The following is a 17,794-nucleotide window of genomic DNA, read 5'->3' on the forward strand; positions in this document are numbered from 1 at the left end:
ATGGGCACTTGTGCTCGGCTCTTCGCGGGTAAACCGTTCCTACAGGTTCAATGCAACCCCTGACTGTAGGGGCGGGTTTACCCGCGGAGGGGCCAGGGCGCCTCTCAAAATTGCGAAACCAGCGCCTCCAACTGTTCCTGCCGTTCAGCCTGATTCAGCTTCGCCCCCGGATTGAGGGTCGACCATTGCGGGTGCGCCCGCGCCTTGCTCAAGGCTTCTGGCAACTTGCCCTCGCGCCAGGCCTTTTCATCCAGCTCACCCAGGCGGATGCTGTCTTGCGCGGCATGCCCGCGGTTGTCCAACGCCACCATCAACTGCTGCTGACGCAAGGCCAGCAAGCGTAATACCGTGTCGTCCACGGTCAGCTCGCGCTTGCCCTTGAGCTTGCCCATCAACCGCGACCCATAGTTGCGCGCGGTCTGTAGCGCGCCTCCGGCTATTGCCCCGGCCAATGCCGCCGCGCCCAGGGTGAGGCCGCCAACCAGCAAATCGACTCCGGCACCGGCTGCAGCGCCGGCAGCCACGCCGCTGCCCAGGCGAACACCGAGTAATTTCAAGGTTTCGGGGTTGAACAGATCGTCACCCCAGCGGCCATCCAGCAATGGAAGTTCGCCCGCATGGGCATCCTCACGGCGGAAGGCATACAGCTTCAACAAGGCTTCGACGCAACGCTGTTCACGTTGACGTATATCTTGTCGCAGCGCTTCTATGGCTCGGGCTTCGGCGGCCGGCTCGGCCGCGACACTGCGGCGGCAGGCGGCGCAGTCCAACAGCAGTTCGGCGATCAGACGTTTGCCGCTTTGCTGGCGAGCCAGGCGCTGTGCCTGCTGGTCGTCGATCAAGCGCTGCAAGGCTGGGCGGGCCTCCTCCAACAACAGGGCCAGGCTTTCGTACAAGCGGCGTTCACCGTCTTCGGGCGGGGCCACGCTATCGAACCGCACCAGTGCGTGCAGGCCCAGTCGGGCCAGGGCTTCACGCCACTGCGGTTCGCGGTGTTGGTGGCTGGCGACGAAGTTGAGCACGGGCAAAAGCGGCTTGCCACAGCCGGCCAACACCTCCAGTTCGTCTCGGTACTTGGCCAGCACCGGTTCGCGGGCGTCGATCACGTACAGACCGGCATTGCTGGCCAGCAACTGACGCAGGACCTTGGCCTCCTGCTCGAAGCGCTGGCGCGCTTCGCTGCCCTGAAGAAACCGTTCCAGTCGGGCCGGGCCGTCGAGGCGCTCGCCGGGGCGTTCCAGGCGCTCCAGGTAGTCGAGCAGGGCGATGGCATCTTCAAGGCCCGGGGTGTCGTAGAGCTCAAGCAGCGGCTGGCCATCCACGGACAGGCGTGCGCCTTCGACGTGGCGGGTGGTGCTCGGTCGATGGGATACTTCGCCGAAGCCGACATCGCGGGTGAGGGTACGCAGCAATGAGGTCTTGCCCACATTGGTGTGGCCTACCACGGCCAGTTTCAATGGCTCAGTCATGGCCTTGCTCCAGCCAGGTCAGGGGCGAAGTGTCGGCGTGTGGCAGGCCCAGGCGATCCAGGGCTTCATGCCAGTCGCCCAGTCGTTCGGCATCCAGTGCCTCGCCCGGTGCTGCTTGCAGCAGCCAGATGCGCGTGGCCCCGGCATTGCGTGCCAACTCGGCAAGCAAGGCGAGGCTGCCGCGGTCCGGCGAGCGGCGGGGGTCGCAGGCGATGGCCAGGCGGGCCGGGGGGAAACGGCTCAACTGTTCGAGCAGGCGGTTGCGCGACTCGCGGCTGTCGAGCACGCCAGCATCGGTGACGGCCTTGGGCAAGACGGGAGGCCAGGGGCGCTGGTCATCGAGCTCCAGCCCTACCAGCAGCGCGCCGCCATTGCCGCGCTGAGAGTGGCCCGCTTCGAAGTGCGGCAGGGTGTCGGGGGCAGCATCCTGCACACCGATACGCTCGCTACGAGGCATCAGCACTTCGCGCAGTTGCGCATAGCCTGGCAAACTCAAGTCCAGGGTCAGGCGTTCGCGACCCTGGCGCCAACGCCACAGGCAAAGCCCGGCCAGTAATAGCCGAGGGAGCAGGCCATAGACCAGCACCACGCCTAGCAACCAGCTGGCCCAGGCCTGACGAGCGACCTCCAGGGCCGGTAGTGTGTCGCCGCTGGCTCGAATCATGGTTTCGTCTGGCGTGGCGAAGCCCAGAAGCGAGGGCAGGGCACCCAGTACCTGGGTCAGGTGAATGAATGGCTCGGCGGCCAGCAAGGTGGTTTCCCAGACGAAGCCATAGCGTCGGGTGGCGAGCAAGGCGAGCAGCATCCCCAAGGCGCTTAGCATTGCCAGCAGCCATAGTCCGTGCACCAGCAGGCCAAGCAGCCAGCGATTCAGGCGTTGGCGTTGCAGCAGCACCATCAGGGCGGGCGCCAGATGCGCGGCCTTGGCATCGCGAGCGAAGCGCTCACTGAGCCAGAGCCAGAGGCGCCCAAGGCTGGCGCCATGTTCACCGCTCAGGGTGAAGCCAACAGCCCAGCCCACCAACATCAGCAGGTTCAGCCCGAGCAGGCTGCCCAGCGCCCAGAACACATTCACCGCCCGCTGGCCATCACCCAAGGCCGCCAGCGCCAGGCCAGTGCCGCTGAATACAGCCATCAGCAGCAGAGCCAGCAGCGCCAGGCGGGCGCCTTGCTTCCAGTGGTGCAAGGCAGCGGTCATGCCATCGCGCTCGGCAAGGAACAAGGCGCGGCGCTCGATGCGCACCGCCAGGTCGCCGCCTTGCTGGCGGGCGTGTCGGTTGGCTTCCTGGTCCTCCAGGGGGCCGGCGTGTTCCTCGCGCAGGCGCACCGCTTCGGTGAGCCAGCGCTTGTCGAGTTCGGTCGGTCCAGTCACAAGGTCTTCCATTGCACGGTTCAGGGCAGAAGCATAACCCACGGCGGGTTTGCTATCCTCGCCGGCATGACTACCTCACTCCCCCTCAGCCTGATCGCGGCGCTCGCCGAGAACCGTGTGATCGGCATCGACAATTCCATGCCCTGGCATCTGCCGGGGGATTTCAAGTATTTCAAGGCCACCACCCTGGGCAAGCCGATCATCATGGGGCGCAAGACCTGGGATTCTCTGGGGCGGCCGCTGCCGGGGCGCTTGAACATCGTCGTCAGCCGCCAACCTGGCCTGCAGTTGGCGGGTGCCGAGGTGTTCGCTTCGCTGGAAGCGGCGTTGGCCCGTGCCGAGCAGTGGGCGCGTGAGCAGGGCGTCGATGAGCTCATGCTGATCGGCGGGGCGCAGCTGTATGGGCAGGCGCTCGAAAAGGGGCTGGTCAGCCGGATGTACCTGACCCGGGTGGAGCTGTCTCCGCAAGGGGACGCGTGGTTCCCCGAGTTCGACAAGGCGCAGTGGGCTCTGCGCTCGAGCGATCCGCAACCCGCAGAGGGCCAGGGGCCGGCGTACCATTTCGAGGTCTGGGAGAAGGCCTGAGGGTTGGGCTTTCGGTCTTGTGACGGGGCTATGGCCTACACCCCCCCTACATCAATGGCGGTGTAGGGGCGGTTCGCGGGCGATCAGCGCTATGAACGGCTCAGGAGTGACTCAGCTCTGCATGCTGATCACCTGCCAGCACATCCTTGTTGGTCTCTTTCAGTAGCTGACTGGTCACCACACCAGCAGTCATCGAGCCATTCACGTTCAGCGCCGTGCGGCCCATGTCGATCAGCGGCTCGACCGAAATCAGCAGCGCCACCAACTCCACTGGCAGTCCCATGGCCGGCAGCACGATCAGCGCCGCGAAGGTCGCACCGCCGCCGACGCCGGCAACGCCTGCCGAACTCAAGGTAACGATGGCCACCAGCGTGGCGATCCACAGGGGGTCGAAGGTGTCGATGCCCACGGCGGGTGCCACCATCACCGCGAGCATCGCTGGATAGAGACCGGCGCAGCCGTTCTGGCCGATGGTCGCACCGAACGAGGCGCTGAAGCTGGCGATCGACTGCGGTACGCCCAAACGGCGAGTTTGCGCTTCGATGTTGAGCGGGATGCTGGCTGCACTGGAGCGGCTGGTGAAGGCGAAGGTGAGCACCGGCCAGACCTTGCGCAAGAAGCGCAGCGGGCTGACGCCGGTCATGGCAAGGATGATACCGTGGACCACGAACATCAGGCCCAGGCCGATGTACGACACCAGTACGAAGCTGCCCAACTTGAGGATGTCCTCCAGGTTGGAGCTCGCCACTACCTTGGTCATCAGGGCCAATACGCCGTAGGGCGTCAGTTTCATTACCAGGCGCACCAGGCGCATTACCCAAGCCTGTAGGGTGTCGATGGCCGACAGGGCGCGCTGGCCTTTTTCAGCGTTGTCCTTGATCAGCTCGAGCGCGGCAAGGCCGACGAACACGGCGAAGATCACCACACTGATGATCGAGGTTGGTTTGGCCCGGGCCAAGTCGCCCACCGGGTTGCTGGGGATGAACGAAAGCAGTAACTGCGGGATGTTGAGGTCGGCGACCTTGCCTGCATAGTCGCTGTGGATGGCTTGCAGGCGCGCGCTCTCTTGGGCGCCAGCTACCAGGCCCTCGGCGCTAAGGCCGAACAGGTTGGTCAGGGCGATACCGATCAGTGCTGCGATGGCCGTGGTCAGCAGCAGCGTGCCGATGCTCAGCACACTGATGCGACCCAGCGAAGAGGCATTGTGCAGGCGAGCCACTGCGCTGAGGATCGAGGCGAAGATCAGCGGCATGACGATCATCTGTAGCAAGCCAACGTAGCCGTTGCCGATCAGATCGAGCCAGCCCAGGGTGGCTTTGAGAACCGGGTGACCTGCACCGTAGACAGTGTGCAGCGCCAGGCCGAAGACCACGCCTAGCACCAGCCCCAGCAAGACTTTCTTCGCCAGGCTCCAGTCGGTGCGGCGGGTTTGTGCCAGGCCCAGCAACAAGGCCAGGAATGCCAGCAGGTTGAGTAACAGCGGCAGATTCATTGAAGCTCCAGGAAAAAGCAGAAGAGGCATCGCCTCTGTGAGCGATTGCGAACAGAAATGCTAACAGCCTGAAAACAAACGAATTTATATCTAAAAGTAATTTGGATAGTCGCTAATGGAATAACACCGTGTCGCAGGTGGCAATCAACACGGCGTTTGCAGCTGTGTGAAGGTCGTTGTGGGCCTGGGGTCTTGTTGCTTCCTGAACTAGTTTTCTTCGGTCATTTCAGGAGATCCGCACATGAAGTTCGCTCCGAAAGCTCTGGCCATCGGCCTTTCTTTGTTATTCAGTGTCGAAACCTGGGCCACCGAGCTCAAGCATTGGCCGGCCGAGGCGGCCAAACAGCTCGATTCGATGATTGCCGCCAACGCCCACAAGGGTAATTACGCGGTGTTCGACATGGACAACACCAGCTACCGCTTCGACCTTGAGGAGTCGCTGTTGCCGTTCATGGAGAACAAGGGGCTGCTCACCCGCGACAAGCTCGGCCCTTCCCTCAAGCTGATCCCGTTCAAGGACACCGCCGAGCACAAGGAAAGCTTGTTCAGCTACTACTACCGCTTGTGCGAAATCGACGACATGGTCTGCTACCCCTGGGTGGCGCAGGTGTTCTCCGGGTTCACCTTGAAAGAGCTGAAGGTCCAGGTCGATGAGCTGATGGCCTTGGGCAAGCCGATTCCCAGCACCTATTTCGAAGGCGACCAGGTAAAAGCCATCGAGGTACAGCCGCCCAAGGTGTTCACCGGGCAGACCGAGCTGTACAACAAGTTGATGGAGAACGGCATCGAGGTGTACGTGATCTCGGCCGCCTCGGAAGAGCTGGTACGCATGGTGGCTTCCGACCCCAAGTACGGCTACAACGTGAAGCCTGAGAACGTCATTGGCGTGAGCCTGCTGCTCAAAGATCGTGCAAACGGCCAGCTGACCACCGCGCGCAAACAGATTACCGAGGGGAAATACGATGCCAAGGCCAACGAGGGCCTGGAACTGACGCCTTACCTGTGGACCCCTGCCACCTGGATGGCGGGCAAGCAGGCGGCGATTCTCACCTATATCGACCAGTGGAAGAAGCCAGTGCTGGTGGGCGGCGACACCCCGACGAGCGATGGCTACATGCAGTTCCATGGGGTGGATGTGAACAAGGGTGGAATCCACCTGTGGATAAACCGCAAGGCCAAGTACATGGACCAGCTCAACGGGATGATCTCGAAGAACGCGGCGGCGCAGGCCAAGGAAGGCCTGCCGGTGACGGCGGACAAGAACTGGGTGATCGTGACGCCGGAGCAGATTCAGTAAGGGGCAGACCCACTCCATCGCTGGCCAGTCAGCGCCGACAGAGGGTGACGCACCCTATGTCGAGGCCTTGGCAGGCAAAGAAAACCGGCGCACCAGGCGCCGGTTTTTTTGCCGCGGAGCCTTACAACCCTTCGAGCATCGCTTTGTTGCGCACAGCACCCTTGTCGGCACTGGTCGCCAGCAACGCATAGGCCTTCAGTGCGGTAGTGACCTTACGGGGACGCGCTTCGACCGGCTTCCAACCCTTCTTGTCCTGCTCGACGCGGCGCTCGGCCAGCTCTTGGTCACTGACCAGCAGGTTGATCGAACGGTTGGGGATGTCGATCAGAATCTTGTCGCCATCGCGCACCAGGCCAATTGCACCACCGGCAGCCGCCTCTGGCGAGGCGTGGCCGATCGACAGGCCCGAGGTACCGCCAGAGAAGCGGCCGTCGGTGAGCAGGGCGCAGGCTTTGCCCAGGCCCTTGGACTTCAGGTACGAAGTCGGGTAGAGCATTTCCTGCATGCCCGGGCCGCCTTTCGGGCCTTCGTAGCGGATGATGACGACGTCACCGGCTTTCACTTCGTCGGCGAGGATGCCGCGAACGGCGCTGTCCTGGCTTTCGAAGATCTTCGCGGTGCCTTCGAACACGTGGATCGACTCGTCGACACCGGCAGTCTTCACCACGCAGCCGTCGAGGGCGATGTTGCCGTACAGCACGGCCAGGCCGCCTTCTTGCGAGTAAGCGTGCTCGACGCTACGGATGCAGCCTTCGGCGCGGTCGTCGTCCAGGGTTTCCCAGCGGGTCGACTGGCTGAACGCGGTCTGCGTCGGAATGCCCGCCGGACCTGCCTTGAAGAAGGTGTGCACGGCTTCGTCATCGGTCTGGGTGATGTCCCACTTGGCGATGGCTTCTTCCATGCTGCGGCTGTGCACGGTCGGCAGGTCGGTGTGCAGCAGGCCGCCACGGGCCAGCGAACCGAGGATGCTGAAGATGCCGCCAGCGCGGTGGACGTCTTCCATGTGGTACTTCTGGATGTTCGGCGCCACTTTGCACAGTTGCGGCACCTTGCGGGACAGGCGATCGATGTCACGCAGGTCGAAGGCCACTTCGGCCTCCTGGGCCGCGGCCAGCAAGTGCAGGATGGTGTTGGTCGAACCCCCCATGGCGATGTCCAGCATCATGGCGTTCTCGAACGCCTTGAAGTTGGCGATGTTGCGCGGCAGTACCGAATCATCGTTCTCGCCGTAGTAACGCTTGCACAGCTCGACGATGGTGCGGCCAGCGGTGAGGAACAGCTGTTCGCGGTCGGAGTGGGTAGCCAGGGTCGAACCGTTGCCCGGCAGGGCCAAGCCCAGGGCTTCGGTCAGGCAGTTCATTGAGTTGGCGGTGAACATACCGGAGCAGGAACCGCAGGTCGGACAGGCGCTGCGTTCATATTCGGCGACTTTTTCGTCGCTGGCCGACGAGTCGGCGGCGATGACCATGGCGTCGACCAGGTCCAGGCCGTGGCTGGCGAGCTTGGTCTTGCCGGCTTCCATTGGGCCGCCGGAGACGAAGATCACCGGGATGTTGAGGCGCAGGGCGGCCATCAGCATGCCGGGGGTGATCTTGTCGCAGTTGGAAATACACACGATGGCATCGGCGCAGTGGGCGTTGACCATGTACTCCACGGCGTCGGCGATGATCTCGCGGCTCGGCAGCGAGTACAGCATGCCGTCGTGGCCCATGGCGATGCCGTCGTCGACCGCGATGGTGTTGAACTCCTTGGCCACGCCACCGGCGCGCTCGATTTCGCGGGCGACCAGCTGGCCCAGGTCCTTCAGGTGCACATGGCCCGGGACGAACTGGGTGAATGAGTTGGCGATGGCGATGATCGGTTTCTTGAAGTCTTCGTCTTTCATCCCGGTGGCGCGCCACAGGGCGCGGGCGCCGGCCATGTTGCGGCCTTGGGTGGATGTCTTGGAACGATAATCAGGCATGAAGCACTCCTGGCGGCTGAATCAGGTCACAAAAAGGGGAGTGAGCTTCTCTTGTCCTTTGCGCCGCAGGCCGGTTGCCACTGGCACGGATGAGGCCGAAGACACTGCGGGATCGCCGCATGTTCGACCAGAGCTCATAAACCCGCCGGGGATGACTGGCGATGAATAGGTCGATTCTACACCGCTGGCGCCGCGAGGGAATGGCGATGTGTCTGGGCGGTGACTTTGACCGAATGGCCGGTCGTTTGTAGGACCGTTCTGAAATGCCTCCGGAGGGGCTGACACACCCAGCCTGGCTACCTATGATCCGCCGCGCCGCATGTGCGGCTTCACGAGAAATGACCTCAATGGACCTTCCCAGTTTCAGTTCGTACAGAACCTGCAAATTGGCACTGAGCGCGCCGTCGCCAGGGCTGCCGAGGGCTTGAGTCCGTATGACTGAGGTCTGCGGGCGCCTGGCGCGGCGTCTGGAGAACCTCATGCAACATCCAATCGATAACGACACCCTGCACCTGGACACCCGTGCAGCCCTCGAAGCAGAGCGGCGCGAAGCGACCGAAGACATTCACAAAGGCGCGTCGATCACCAATCATGTCGGCAACCTGCGGGATGCAACCCTTGGGCTGCTCTACCGCAAGCGCGTGCTATGGCTGGTGGTGCTGGTTTTCGGAAACCTGTTTTCCGGGGCTGGCATCGCGGCCTTTGAAGAAACCATCGCTGCCAACATCGCCCTGGTGTTCTTCCTACCCCTGCTTGTGGACAGCGGCGGTAATGCGGGGGCCCAGTCTGCAACGCTGATAGTGCGGGGGCTGGCGACCGGCGAAGTGGTCATGCGCGACTGGTGGCGGATGCTGGTCCGTGAGCTTGGTGTCGCTTTGGCACTTGGATGCACCATGGCATTGGCGGTGGCGTCGTTGGGCTTGTTGCGCGGCGGGCCGCTGATTGCCCTGGTGGTGGCCAGCAGCATGGTCGTGATCGTGCTGGTCGGTAGTCTGATCGGTATGAGCTTGCCGTTCCTGCTCAGCCGCTTCAGGCTCGACCCGGCCACAGCGAGTGGGCCGCTCATCACATCAATTGCCGATGCGGTGGGGGTGATGGTGTATTTCGGGGTTGCTTCGTTCGTTCTGGGCGTCTGAGACGCAGCGACCGATTCTTGAAAGGTCACCCATGGGCCAGTTCGAGAGCTGGCCCATGGGTGACCTTGGTTCTTTCAGGCTTTCATCAGCTGTTGGGCAGCAACCGGCACGTAATGCTCTTGATATAGCGGGTTTCGGCAATGGCCGGATGCACCGGGTGGTCTGGGCCTTGGCCGCCGCGTTCGAGCAGCTGCATGTTGCGGTCCAGGTGGCGGGCGCTGGTCAGCAGGATGTTGTGCAGGTCGTCCTCGGGCAGGTGCATCGAGCAGGAGGCGCTGACCAGGATGCCGTCCTTGGTCAGCATGCGCATGGCCTGTTCATTCAGGCGGCGGTAGGCCGCTTCGCCGTTTTTCAGGTCCTTCTTGCGCTTGATGAACGCGGGTGGGTCGGCAATGATCACGTCGAAGCGTTCTTCGGCGGCCTTGAGCTCACGCAATGCCTCGAAGACATCGCCTTCGATGCAGGTGAGTTTTTCGCTGATACCGTTGAGCGCGGCATTGCGCTCCACGCCATCCAGGGCGAAGCCCGAAGCATCGACGCAGAACACTTCGCTGGCGCCGAAAGCGCCGGCTTGCACACCCCAGCCTCCGATGTAGCTGAACAGGTCGAGCACGCGCTTGCCCTTCACGTAGGGGGCCAGGCGTGCACGGTTCATGCGATGGTCGTAGAACCAGCCGGTCTTCTGGCCTTCACGTACCGGGGCCTCGAACTTCACGCCGTTTTCTTCCAGCGGCACCCAGTCCGGAACTTCGCCGTAGACGGTCTCGACGTAGCGCTGCAGGCCTTCTGCATCACGCGCGGCGGAATCGTTCTTGAACAGGATGCCGCTGGGCTTGAGCACCTGGACCAGTGCCGCGATGACGTCATCCTTGTGCAGTTCCATGGTGGCCGACGCCAGCTGAACCACAAGGATGTCGAAGAAGCGGTCGACCACCAGGCCTGGCAGCATGTCGGAATCGCCATAGACCAGGCGGTAGCACGGTTGCTCGAACAGGCGCTCGCGCAACGACAGGGCGACGTTCAGGCGATGCACCAGCAACGACTTGTCCAGCGGCAGCTTGGCATCGCGCGACAGCAGGCGGGCGCAGATCAGGTTGTTGGGGCTCAGCGCGACGATGCCCAGCGGTTTGCCGTTGGCTGCCTCGAGGACGGCCTGCTGTCCGGCCTGCAAGCCTTGCAGCGGGGTCGCATTGACGTCGACTTCGTTGCTGTAGACCCACAGGTGGCCGGCGCGCAGGCGGCGGTCGGCATTGGCTTTGAGGCGAAGGCTGGGCAGGGACATGACGTCGCTCCGGGAAAAAAGAGCGGGATTATATCCTTTTGCTACGGGATCCGGGGCCAGGCGCGACAAAGTGGCGGCTGTACCGACAGGAATACGCGGCGCCGGCACGGTTCATCTGGGTTAGAATCCCCTCGACCTTCACGAGTGTGCACGTATGTCCCAAGAACTCAGCGCCGAGCAGATCCAGCAAGCCTTGCAAGGCATCACCATTCCGCCGCAACCGCAGATCATGGTCGATTTGCAGTTCGAGCAGTACATGCCTGACCCGGACCTGGAAACCATCGCCAAGCTGATTTCCCAGGACCCAGGCCTTTCGGGCGCCTTGCTCAAACTGGTGAACTCCCCGCAGTTCGGTCTCTCCAACAAGATTGGCTCGATCCAACGTGCGGTGAACCTGCTGGGCAGCCGCTCGATCATCAACCTGATCAACGCCCAGTCGATCAAGGGTGAAATGAGCGACGAAACCATCGTCACCTTGAACCGCTTCTGGGACACCGCCCAGGATGTGGCCATGACCTGCCTGACGCTGGCCAAGCGTACCGGTATCCAGGCCGTGGACGAGGCCTACACGCTCGGGCTGTTCCACGATTGCGGCGTACCGCTGATGCTCAAGCGCTTCCCCAACTACATGGATGTGCTTGAAGAGGCCTACGCCCAAGCCGGTGAAGAAACCCGCGTGGTCGATACCGAAAACCGGGCCTTCAACACCAACCACTCGGTGGTCGGCTACTTCACCGCCAAGTCCTGGCGCCTGCCAGAGCACATCAGCGGGGCCATCGCCAACCACCACAACGCCTTGGCGGTGTTCCGCGACGAATCCTCGCGCAATGCCCAGACCCAGCTGAAGAACCTGCTCGCGGTGCTGAAGATGGCCGAGCATATCTGCGCCTCGTATCGCGTGCTGGGTAATCAGGCCGTCGACCATGAGTGGAATGCGCTCGGCCCGCTGGTCCTCGATTACATCGGGTTGTCGGAGTACGACTTCGAGAACCTCAAGCAGACCCTGCGCGAGTTGGGGCACTGATTCATGCCTGAGTTACCAGAAGTCGAGACAACCCGACGTGGCATCGAGCCCCATCTGGTTGGCCAGCGTGTCAGCCGGGTAGTCGTGCGTGATCGGCGGCTGCGCTGGCCAATCCCTGAGGATCTGGACATACGCCTTTCGGGCCAGCGCATCCTCAGCGTGGAGCGACGCGCCAAGTACCTGCTGATCAACGCAGAGGTTGGCACCTTGATCAGCCACCTTGGGATGTCGGGGAACTTGCGCCTGGTCGAATTGGGGGCGCCGGCGGCCAAGCATGAGCATGTCGACATCGAGCTGGAATCGGGGCTGATGCTGCGCTACACCGACCCGCGCCGCTTCGGCGCGATGCTCTGGAGCCTCGACCCGTTCAATCACGAATTGCTATTGCGCCTGGGGCCGGAGCCGCTGACCGACCTGTTCGATGGCGAGCGCCTGTTCCAGCTTTCCCGCGGGCGCTCGATGGCCGTGAAACCGTTCATCATGGACAACGCCGTGGTGGTAGGGGTGGGCAACATCTACGCCACCGAGGCGCTGTTCGCCGCCGGTATCGACCCACGCAGAGAGGCGGGCGGCATCTCGCGGGCCCGTTACTTGAAGCTGGCCATCGAGATCAAACGGGTGCTGGCCGCAGCCATCGAACAAGGTGGCACGACGCTGCGCGACTTCATCGGTGGCGACGGGCAGCCTGGGTACTTCCAGCAGGAGCTGTTCGTGTATGGCCGAGGCGAACTGCCGTGCAAGGTGTGCGGGACGACCTTGCGAGAGGTTAAGCTGGGACAGCGGGCCAGCGTGTACTGCCCGCGCTGCCAGCGCTGAATTCCAAGGCTAGATCGCCGGCAAGCCGGCGATGGCGGCATCACGCTTTACCGGTGATCCGCCGGTACTTGGCCATCAGCTCATCATGGGTTTCTGGATGGGCCTCATCCAGCGGAATGCAATCTACCGGGCAGACTTGCTGGCACTGCGGCTCGTCGTAGTGGCCGACGCACTGGGTGCACAGATTGGGGTCGATCACGTAGATCTCTTCGCCTTGGGAGATTGCCTCGTTCGGGCACTCGGGTTCGCAGACGTCGCAGTTGATGCAATCGTCGGTGATGATCAGGGACATTGGGACTCCGGCCGGGGCTCACAGCCCGGGCATGTTCAACGCGGTAGGCACAATTGTGCCGCATTCGCGCCCGCAGTGCACGCGGGCGCGATGGTCAGGCGATGAGGGTTACTTCTTGAAGCGTTCGGTCAGGGCGTCGGCCACCGCTGGGTGGACGAACTTGCTGATGTCCCCGCCCAGCGCTGCGATCTCCCGGACCAGCGTCGAAGAGATGAACGAATAACGCTCCGATGGCGTCAGGAACAGGCTCTCGACATCGGGTGCCAGTTGCCGGTTCATGTTCGCCAGCTGGAACTCGTATTCGAAGTCGGACACTGCACGCAGGCCACGCAGGAAGACGTTGGCGTTCTGTTCCTTGGCAAAATGCGCCAACAGGGTGGAGAAGCCGATGACTTCGACATTGGGCAGGTGCTTGGTGACCTCACGGGCCAGCTCTACCCGTTGTTCCAGTGGGAACAGGGGGTTTTTCTTGGGGCTGGCCGCCACCGCGATGATCACATGGTCGAACAGGCGCGAAGCGCGTTCGACCAGGTCGCCATGGCCCTTGGTAATGGGGTCGAAAGTACCCGGGTACAACACTCGGTTCATCGCGTCATCCTGGCTGGAGTGCGTTGGGGAGTCGGATGGTAGCGCAGCGACTGCGCCCGGCCAAGTCGCGCGGCCGGAAGTTGGCACTATAGACAGAGGGGGCGCAGGTTGTCATGCGCCCTGTGCCAGCCGGGTAATCAGGGCATCGGTGAGCTTGGCGCTAATGGCGTAGACCGATAGCTGCGGGTTGGCACCGATGCTGGTGGGAAACAGTGAACCGTCGTGAATCGACAGGTTTTCCAGCTGGTGATGTCGGCCCAGGCTGTCGCACACCGCTTGGCGCGGGTCCTCGCCCAGCGCGCAGCCGCCCATGACGTGGGCGCTGCCAAGGCGGGTACGGAAAAGCTCCAGGCGCAGGCCATCGATCAGGGTCAGGGCCTGTTGCAGGTTGTCGACATAGCGGGCATCGCTATGTACGGGGGCTACCTGTCTCGCTCCAGCGGCGAACTGGATCTGCGCCATGCTTCGATAGGCCCGCCGCAGGCCGTCGCGCAGGTAGTCGGTGACGGGGTAGTCGAGCACAGGCGAGCCGTCGCCCCGCAGTTCCACTTCTCCCCCTTGGCTCTGCGGATGAAAACCGTCACGCAGCAACGCCAGCATGACATGGGTGTGGGGCAGGTCAGCCATGCGCTGGGCGTTCTCGGCGCCATACCCGCCCAGCAAGGTGCTGGCCAGGGCCGGGTGCAACGGTGGTACCTCCAGTTTGTAGCCCACAGGGCCGTCGGTACCGTCCTGCCACTGGAAGTGGTCGCTATAGATGGATTGCGGGGCGCCGTAATAAGGGTCGATGCGCGCGTCGAAGCGTGCTGCGCTGAAGTTCACCAAGTGCAGGAAGGTGCGTTTGCCCAGGCGCTTGTGCGGGTCGGGGGCTTGCGAGCGCAGCAGCAGGGCGGGGCTGTTGATGCCGCCGCCGGCGAGAACGAAGTGTCGGGCACGAACCGTGATCTGCCGGCCGTTGGGGTGCACTCCCTGAGCGTCGAGCGCCTGGCAGTGCAGTTGCACGATGCGTTCTCCGTTGTGTTCCAAGCGCACGGCCCGCGCCAGGTAAAGCAGCTCGCCCCCGTTGTCGAGGGTGGCCGGGATATGGGTCACCAGCATCGACTGCTTGGCGTTGACCGGGCAGCCCATGCCGCAGTAACCCAGGTTCCAGCAGCCGCGCACGTTGCGTGGGATCACCGCCCAGCGGTAGCCCAGGCTTTCGCAGCCACGGCGCAAGACGTCATTGTTGGCATTCGGGGGCACGGCCCAGGGGGTGATTCCCAGTTGTTGCTCCACACGCTCGAACCACGGCTTCAGCACGTCCTCGGCCAGCCCTTTCACGGCATGTTCCCTGGCCCAGTGCGCCAGGGTCTGGGGCGGCGTACGGAAGCTGGAAGTCCAGTTGACCAGCGTGGTACCGCCCACTGCACGGCCTTGGAGGATAGTGATGGCGCCCTCCTTGCTCATTCGCCCCAACCCTTCCTGATACAGACTGGCGTAGGCCTCATCCTCCAGCAGGTGGAAGTCGCTGCTGGTCTTGAGCGGGCCTTCTTCGATCAGCAGTACCTTGAATCCGGCTTCGGCGAGCATGTGCGCGCTGGTAGCGCCGCCCGCGCCGCTGCCGATGATGGCGATATCGGCCTGCAGGCTCAGGTCGTGCTCCAGACGCGAGCCGTCGTGGGTGATCCAGCCGCGTTCGAGGCCTTGACGAAACGGGTCGATGACAGGCATTGGCGATGCTCTTGTTGGGGGGTCAAATGTTCGGGGGGCCTGGGTAGCCGCACGCGGCCCAGGCTTCGGGCCGTTCGTACCAGGCCATCAGCAGCAGTTGCAGCAAGGATGAGTGGCCCATGCGTAGCAGGTTCAGCGAACTGTCCTGCCAGCGTTGCAGAAAGGCATTCACCTGCTGGGCGTCGGCCTGTTCCCAGCTACCCCAGATGCCTGTCAGTGGGCCGCGGGTGAGGGGCAGGCTCAGCACATCGAACAGCTGCCGGGTGAGCTTGAGCATCTCTGGCGACAATGCCGCCAACGTGTGATCGAGGCTGTGCAGCACCAGCTCCCGTGACGCTCGTGTACCCGCCAGCACCACGGGAATCAGGGCCTGAAGCACAGGCACATCGTCGTCTCGCAGCACCTGGAAGCCCGCCGCGGGCAATTGGGACGTGCAGCCGACCAGGCTGGTGGTGGCCAGAAACGCACTGGCGCCCAGGCTGAAACGCAGCAGATCGCGGCGATGCATGGGCGGCCCTCAGCGGATGAACAGCTTGTAGATCAAGCGCTGCACGGCTTTGCCATAGGGCGGGTAGATCAGTCGAGCCGTGTTCAGGCGCTGTTTGGCCAGCACTGCCTTGGCCTTGCTGAAGGTCTGAAACCCCTCCAAACCATGGTAGTGCCCCATCCCCGAGGGCCCGATACCGCCGAAGGGCAGGTCGTCCTGAGCGACATGCAGCAAGGTGTCGTTCAGGCACACTCCGCCCGAGTGGCTATGGCGCAGGACGTGCTCCTGTTCGCTGCGCTCGTAACCGAAGTAGTAAAGCGACAGCGGCCGCGGGCGCTGGTTGATGTAGCTGAGGGCGTCGTCGAGGGTGTCATAGGGCACCACAGGTAGCAGCGGGCCGAAGATTTCGTCCTGCATCACGATCATGTCGTCGTTCACACCCAGCAACAGGTGCGGCGGCAGGCGTCGGCCCTGCCGGGTTTCGTCCGGATACAGGTCGATGACCTGTGCCCCTTTGTGCCGGGCATCGTCCAGCAAGCCTTGCAGGCGTTGCAGTTGTCGCGGGTTGATGATTGCGCTGTAGTCGCGGTTGTCGGCAATCGTGGGATAGAAGCGTCGAACGGCGCGGCGGTAGGCATCGCTGAAGCCATCGAGCCGATCACGGGGCACAAGGACGTAATCAGGGGCGACGCAGGTCTGGCCAGCATTGAGGGTCTTGCCGAAGGCGATACGCTCGGCAGCGGCATCCAGCGGGACCGTGGCCGAGACGATGGCCGGTGATTTGCCGCCCAACTCAAGCGTTACCGGCGTCAGGTTGTGGGCCGCGGCCAGCATCACCTGTCGACCGATGCTGGTGGCACCGGTGAACAGCAGATGGTCGAACGGCAGGCGGGCAAAAGCCTGGGCGACCTCGACCTCTCCCAGTACCACGCTGACCAGGTCGCTGGGGAACACCCGTTCCAGCGTTGTCTTGAGGGCCAGTGCGCTGGCGGGTGTGGCCTCGCTGAGCTTGAGCATGACGCGGTTGCCCGCTGCCAGGGCGCAGGTGAGCGGCCCGATGGCAAGGAACAATGGGTAGTTCCACGGCACGATCACGCCCACTACGCCCAACGGCTGGTACAACACCTGGGCCTTGGCGGGCTGGAAGGCGAGTCCAACCTTTCGGCGGCTTGGGCGCATCCAGCCGTGCAGGTGACGCTCGGCATGGCGCAGGCCCTGTACCGAGGGCAGCAGTTCCGCCAGCAGCGTTTCATCGGCACTACGGCCGTCGAAGTCGGTGTCGATCGCCGCGACCAACCGGTCCTGGTCCGCCAGCAGAGCCTCGCGCAGGCTCTTGAGCCACTGTCGTCGCTGGGCTTCAGGGGGCATGGGGTTGCCGGCGAATGCCTGGCGCTGGGCGGCGAACGTCGCCGCCAGGTCGGTGTCGGAATTCACGGGAGGCAAGGCGATGGACGAGGACATTTCGGCTCCGGCGAGGCTGAGAGTCTCTAGAGCCTATACTCTAATTCGTACGGTGGTACGAAAATTTCAAGCGGTGATCCGCTGCAATACACCGTAATATGCCCATTAATGGAAGCCCGCAGACTGGGAGCTGAGCATGGCCCCGCGCATAAAGACCCGAGAGCGCATCGTGCAGAGCAGCCTGGAGCTGTTCAACCAGCAGGGCGAGCGCAGCGTCAGCACCAATCACATTGCTGCATTCATGGAGATTTCGCCCGGAAACCTCTATTACCACTTCCCCAACAAGCAGGCGATCATCGCCCTGTTGTTCAGCCAGTACGAAGCGCTGGTGGACAGTTTCCTACGCCCACCCCAAGGCCGTGCGGCGACGGTGGAAGACAAGCGTTTCTATCTCAAGGCATTGCTGGCGGCGATGTGGAACTACCGATTCCTGCACCGCGACCTGGAGCACCTGCTCGACAGCGACCCGGAGTTAGCCGCCCGTTACAGGCGTTTTTCCGAGCGCTGCCTGCGCCAGGGCCAGGCGATATACCGGGGCTTCGTCGATGCCGGGATCCTGACCATGGAATCGGCGCAGATCGAGTCGCTCACCATCAACGCCTGGATTGTGCTGACTTCCTGGGTGCGCTTTCTCAGCACCACTCGTGAACATTCCGCGCACCTGGGTGAAGAAGCATTCAAACGAGGTGTCTATCAGGTACTGGTGCTGGAGCTGGGGTTCGTGACCCGCGAGGCGCGCAGTGCCGTGGATGCGCTGTGCCAGGAATTCCATGTACCGTTCAACCAGGCCCTGGAGCCATGAACCAGGGCTTATCTGCCA

Annotated in this window: 16 protein-coding genes; 6 read left to right on the forward strand and 10 right to left on the reverse strand. The window is 63.1% G+C overall.

Annotated elements, in window-relative coordinates; translation table 11 throughout:
• Positions 1-104: 104 nt before the first annotated feature.
• Together P3R38_RS01295 and P3R38_RS01300 are read right to left on the reverse strand one after the other, a co-directional pair.
• On the reverse strand, positions 105-1,469 hold the full coding sequence (locus tag P3R38_RS01295; RefSeq protein WP_023378171.1) for a GTPase/DUF3482 domain-containing protein: 1,365 nt from the start codon (positions 1,467-1,469) through the stop codon (positions 105-107).
• Positions 1,462-2,853 (reverse strand): DUF2868 domain-containing protein, encoded by a 1,392-nt coding sequence (locus P3R38_RS01300; RefSeq protein ID WP_277686761.1) that lies wholly within the window; start codon positions 2,851-2,853, stop codon positions 1,462-1,464. The genes P3R38_RS01295 and P3R38_RS01300 overlap by 8 nt, the downstream gene beginning before the upstream one ends.
• A 54-nt stretch (positions 2,854-2,907) precedes the next feature.
• On the opposite strand from P3R38_RS01300, the gene P3R38_RS01305 reads away from it, so the two are divergent.
• Complete coding sequence (locus P3R38_RS01305; RefSeq protein WP_023378173.1) at positions 2,908-3,426, forward strand: dihydrofolate reductase; 519 nt, start codon at positions 2,908-2,910, stop codon at positions 3,424-3,426.
• 100 nt (positions 3,427-3,526) lie between these two features.
• Here the strand turns inward: P3R38_RS01305 and P3R38_RS01310 are convergent, their stop codons facing one another.
• Complete coding sequence (locus P3R38_RS01310) at positions 3,527-4,918, reverse strand: L-cystine transporter (protein WP_277686762.1); 1,392 nt, start codon at positions 4,916-4,918, stop codon at positions 3,527-3,529.
• 241 nt (positions 4,919-5,159) lie between these two features.
• Here P3R38_RS01310 and P3R38_RS01315 point away from each other — a divergent pair, with 241 nt between their 5' ends.
• Entirely contained in the window at positions 5,160-6,215 is a 1,056-nt protein-coding gene (locus P3R38_RS01315) for a haloacid dehalogenase-like hydrolase (protein WP_277686763.1), read from the forward strand.
• 121 nt (positions 6,216-6,336) lie between these two features.
• Here the strand turns inward: P3R38_RS01315 and ilvD are convergent, their stop codons facing one another.
• Positions 6,337-8,178 carry a dihydroxy-acid dehydratase gene (ilvD, locus tag P3R38_RS01320; RefSeq protein ID WP_023378176.1) on the reverse strand — a complete coding sequence of 614 codons (1,842 nt, stop codon included), beginning with the start codon at positions 8,176-8,178 and terminating at the stop codon, positions 6,337-6,339.
• Between the two features lie 479 nt (positions 8,179-8,657).
• Here ilvD and P3R38_RS01325 point away from each other — a divergent pair, with 479 nt between their 5' ends.
• Entirely contained in the window at positions 8,658-9,314 is a 657-nt protein-coding gene (locus P3R38_RS01325) for a magnesium transporter (protein WP_081669746.1), read from the forward strand.
• Between the two features lie 85 nt (positions 9,315-9,399).
• Here the strand turns inward: P3R38_RS01325 and P3R38_RS01330 are convergent, their stop codons facing one another.
• Positions 9,400-10,596 (reverse strand): class I SAM-dependent rRNA methyltransferase, encoded by a 1,197-nt coding sequence (locus tag P3R38_RS01330; RefSeq protein WP_023378178.1) that lies wholly within the window; start codon positions 10,594-10,596, stop codon positions 9,400-9,402.
• A gap of 208 nt (positions 10,597-10,804) precedes the next feature.
• Here P3R38_RS01330 and P3R38_RS01335 point away from each other — a divergent pair, with 208 nt between their 5' ends.
• Together P3R38_RS01335 and mutM are read left to right on the forward strand one after the other, a co-directional pair.
• On the forward strand, positions 10,805-11,620 hold the full coding sequence (locus P3R38_RS01335; RefSeq protein WP_177325253.1) for an HDOD domain-containing protein: 816 nt from the start codon (positions 10,805-10,807) through the stop codon (positions 11,618-11,620).
• Positions 11,621-11,623: 3 nt separating this feature from the next.
• On the forward strand, positions 11,624-12,436 hold the full coding sequence (gene mutM / locus P3R38_RS01340; RefSeq protein WP_023378180.1) for a bifunctional DNA-formamidopyrimidine glycosylase/DNA-(apurinic or apyrimidinic site) lyase: 813 nt from the start codon (positions 11,624-11,626) through the stop codon (positions 12,434-12,436).
• Between the two features lie 40 nt (positions 12,437-12,476).
• Here mutM and P3R38_RS01345 read toward each other — a convergent pair whose 3' ends face one another.
• The 5 genes from P3R38_RS01345 to P3R38_RS01365 all read right to left on the reverse strand — a co-directional run bounded on the left by P3R38_RS01345 (position 12,477) and on the right by P3R38_RS01365 (position 16,974).
• Positions 12,477-12,728 carry a YfhL family 4Fe-4S dicluster ferredoxin gene (locus tag P3R38_RS01345; protein ID WP_023378181.1) on the reverse strand — a complete coding sequence of 84 codons (252 nt, stop codon included), beginning with the start codon at positions 12,726-12,728 and terminating at the stop codon, positions 12,477-12,479.
• Positions 12,729-12,836: 108 nt separating this feature from the next.
• Entirely contained in the window at positions 12,837-13,316 is a 480-nt protein-coding gene (gene coaD, locus P3R38_RS01350) for a pantetheine-phosphate adenylyltransferase (protein ID WP_023378182.1), read from the reverse strand.
• Positions 13,317-13,427: 111 nt separating this feature from the next.
• Positions 13,428-15,026: a GMC family oxidoreductase gene (locus P3R38_RS01355; RefSeq protein ID WP_277686764.1), complete on the reverse strand. Its 1,599-nt coding sequence runs from the start codon at positions 15,024-15,026 to the stop codon at positions 13,428-13,430.
• Between the two features lie 22 nt (positions 15,027-15,048).
• Positions 15,049-15,534 (reverse strand): hypothetical protein, encoded by a 486-nt coding sequence (locus P3R38_RS01360; RefSeq protein WP_023378184.1) that lies wholly within the window; start codon positions 15,532-15,534, stop codon positions 15,049-15,051.
• 9 nt (positions 15,535-15,543) lie between these two features.
• On the reverse strand, positions 15,544-16,974 hold the full coding sequence (locus tag P3R38_RS01365; protein WP_027907897.1) for a coniferyl aldehyde dehydrogenase: 1,431 nt from the start codon (positions 16,972-16,974) through the stop codon (positions 15,544-15,546).
• 136 nt (positions 16,975-17,110) lie between these two features.
• Between P3R38_RS01365 and P3R38_RS01370 the strand changes: the two genes are divergently transcribed.
• A complete protein-coding gene (locus tag P3R38_RS01370) occupies positions 17,111-17,776 on the forward strand; it encodes a TetR/AcrR family transcriptional regulator (RefSeq protein ID WP_023378186.1) in 666 nt (221 codons plus the stop codon).
• The last annotated feature ends 18 nt before the right edge of the window (positions 17,777-17,794 follow it).

The sequence above is a fragment of the Pseudomonas sp. NyZ480 genome, assembly GCF_029537255.1.
Taxonomy (GTDB): domain Bacteria; phylum Pseudomonadota; class Gammaproteobacteria; order Pseudomonadales; family Pseudomonadaceae; genus Aquipseudomonas; species Aquipseudomonas taiwanensis.